This is a genomic window from Longimicrobiaceae bacterium, from assembly GCA_035696245.1.
In the GTDB taxonomy this organism is placed as follows: Bacteria; Gemmatimonadota; Gemmatimonadetes; order Longimicrobiales; family Longimicrobiaceae; genus DASRQW01.
Map to the genome: position 1 here is coordinate 1 of DASRQW010000147.1, position 2,885 is coordinate 2,885.

Here is a 2,885-nt window from a genome sequence, read left to right on the forward strand (position 1 = left end):
TCCGCTCCCTCACCGCAGCCTTCCGTTCCTTTGCCCACGACATCCACTCACTCCTCAGTTTCCTCGAATGAAACAGCCCTGCGCTTGCGGGGGAGCGGCTGGGGGGTGGTGATCTCCATCCCCGTCCGGCCCAGCGCTCGCGTCGCCAGCCCCATGTCCGTCCTCCCGTTCGACCCGATGCATCCTCGCGCCTCGTCCGGGCGCCCGAGTCGCCCCTGGCCGCAAGAGCCGCACCCCGTCGCTCGCGGTCATCTAACGCCCAAAGCCGCTCCGCCAGCGCCAGCCGGCGAGCAGCGGAACCGCCCGCCACGCCATCCAGGCTCCCTCCCCCAGGCAGTTTTGGGGGAGGGCTGGGGAGCGGGCCGCGCCGCATCTGCTACCAACCTTCGATACGCGCCTCCCGCGTCCGCTTCCCTCCAAGCGGAACGGAATGTGCGCTACCGCCCCGGAACCGCAGGCCCGTTCCGCGGTCGCAGTTCAGCGTGCGTTCCGTATCCGTCCCAGAGACCAGAGCACCGGCGGGCCCGTTCCTGGGTCCCGCCCGCCGACAGATTTTACCGGGAAGCGACGTGGCGACCGAAGCGCGAAGCGCCGATCCTCTGCTGATCCGCGCCAACAAGCTCGACCTGCTCGAAAGGCTGGCCGACGCGTTGGCCCACGAGATTAAGAACCCGCTGCACTCCATGGTCATCAACCTGGAGGTGCTGAAGCGGAGGCTCGCCCGCGCCGGTGCGGGCGAGCAGGACGACGTGCTGCGGTACATCGGCGTGCTGGGGGGCGAGCTGGAGCGGGTGAACCGGCGGATCGAGCTGCTGTTGCGGCTCTCGCGGCCCGGCCGCGGGGCGGAGCCCGCCACGCTCAACGAGCTCACCGAAGAGCTGATGGAGCTGGTGCAGCTGGAGGCACGCCACCGCGACACCACGGTGGAGTACGACCCCGGCACGCACCTGGCCCGCGTGCACGTGCCCCGCGAGCCCGCCCGCCAGGTCATCCTCAACCTCGTGCTGGACGTGCTGGACGGGCTGGCCCCCGGCGAGCCGCTGCGCATCCGCGTGGCGCAGGAGGAGGGGCGCTCGCAGCTGGTCGTGGAGGGCAGCTATACGCCCGGCCCCTCCGAGCCGGACGAGGACGGGTTCGCGTCGCGCTACGGCGTGGCGCGCACCCTGGCCGAGACCATCGGCGGGCGCGTGGACCCTCTGGGCGTGCCCGCGGGTACTCCCGACGACTCCGCCGCCGCGGCGGGCGTCGTCTTCTCGCTCCCCGCCTCGCGCGGGTGAGCGGCCCGGCGGGCGCCCGCCCGCCGGCGTGACCCATCCATCGCAACAGAGACACCTACGGCGGCCGCGGTTGACCCGGCCGCCGCGCGTCCGGTATCTTCCACGGCCGCGAACTGAACTCCGCACTCTCCCGAGACACCGCCCGGCATGCAAGACAAGATCCTGGTCGCCGACGACGAGCGCCACATCGCCGAGGGGCTGCAGATGCTCCTGGCCGACGACGGGTACGAGGTCGACACGGCCACCGACGGGCTGACCGCCTGGGAGATGGTGAAGGAGGGCGGCTACGGCGTGGTCCTGGCCGACCTCCGCATGCCCGAGATCGACGGCCTGGAGCTGTTCGCGCGCATGCGCAAGGCCAGCATCTCGGCCGAGATCATCATCATCACCGGCTCGGCCTCGGTAGACACCGCCGTGCAGGCCATGCGCGACGGCGCGTACGACTACCTGGAGAAGCCGCTCAACATCGCCCGGCTCAAGGCGCTGCTGCCCAAGGCCATCGAGGCGCACCGCGTCAAGCAGGCCAACCGCTCGCTCCAGGAGCGCCTGACCAACCTGACCCGCTTCGGCGACCTGATCGGGCAGAGCGAGGAGATGCGGCGCATCTACACGACCATCGACGCCGCCGCGCCCAGCTCCGCCAGCATGCTCATCATCGGCGAGAGCGGCACGGGCAAGGAGCTGGTGGCGCGCGCCATCCACGACAAGTCGAGCCGGGCCAAGGGGCCGTTCGTGGCCATCAACTGCGCCGCGTTCCCCCGCGAGATCCTGGAGAACGAGCTGTTCGGCCACGAGAAGGGCGCCTTCACCGGCGCCATCAACGAGAAGCCGGGCTGCTTCGAGATGGCAGACGGCGGCACGCTCTTCCTGGACGAGGTGGCCGAGATGGAGCCCGACATCCAGGTCAAGCTGCTGCGCGCCCTGGAGCAGCGCTCGTTCCGGCGCCTGGGCGGCAAGAAGGAGATCCACGTGGACATCCGCGTGGTCTCGGCCACCAACAAGAACCTGAACAAGGCCATCGACAGCGGCGAGCTGCGCGAGGACCTGTACCACCGCCTGGCGGTGATCCCGCTGCAGCTCCCCCCGCTGCGCGAGCGCCGCGGCGACGTGCGCATCCTGGCCGAGGCGTTCCTGCGGCGGTTCGCCGAGGAGAACGGCAAGCCGATGAAGGGCTTCAGCCCCGAGGCGCTGGAGTTCATCAACTCGTACCGCTGGCCCGGCAACGTGCGCGAGCTCAAGAACGCGCTGGAGCGGGCCGTGATCCTGGCGCACGGCGACATCATCACCCTGCCCGACCTGCGCGCGCACGAGCTGATCATGAGCGAGGACCGCGAGATCCGCGTTCCCATCGGCACCTCGATCGAGCAGATCGAGAGCACGCTGGTGCTCAAGACCTTCTCGTTCGTGGACGGCGACCACCGCCGCGCCGCGGGGATGCTGGGGATAGACGAGGACGAGCTGCGCGTGCGCCTCTCGAAGGTGATGTCGCCCGAGGCCGTGCCGGCGTAACTCACGCATGCAGAAGCAGATGCGCGTGCTCCGGGGCCGCGCCTTCCCCGCGGGGAAGGCGCGGCCCCGGAGCACGCGCATCTGCTTCTGCATGCGTGA

2 protein-coding genes are annotated in these 2,885 nt (G+C 70.4%); both read left to right on the forward strand.

The genetic code is table 11. The annotated features are described in order from the left end of the window. The first annotated feature begins 569 nt into the window (after positions 1-569). Positions 570-1,277, forward strand: a complete 708-nt coding sequence (locus tag VFE05_06610; protein HET6229737.1) for a HAMP domain-containing sensor histidine kinase — start codon at positions 570-572, stop codon at positions 1,275-1,277. A 147-nt stretch (positions 1,278-1,424) separates the two neighbouring features. Further along, on the forward strand, positions 1,425-2,786 hold the full coding sequence (locus tag VFE05_06615) for a sigma-54 dependent transcriptional regulator (GenBank protein ID HET6229738.1): 1,362 nt from the start codon (positions 1,425-1,427) through the stop codon (positions 2,784-2,786). Positions 2,787-2,885 lie beyond the last annotated feature (99 nt).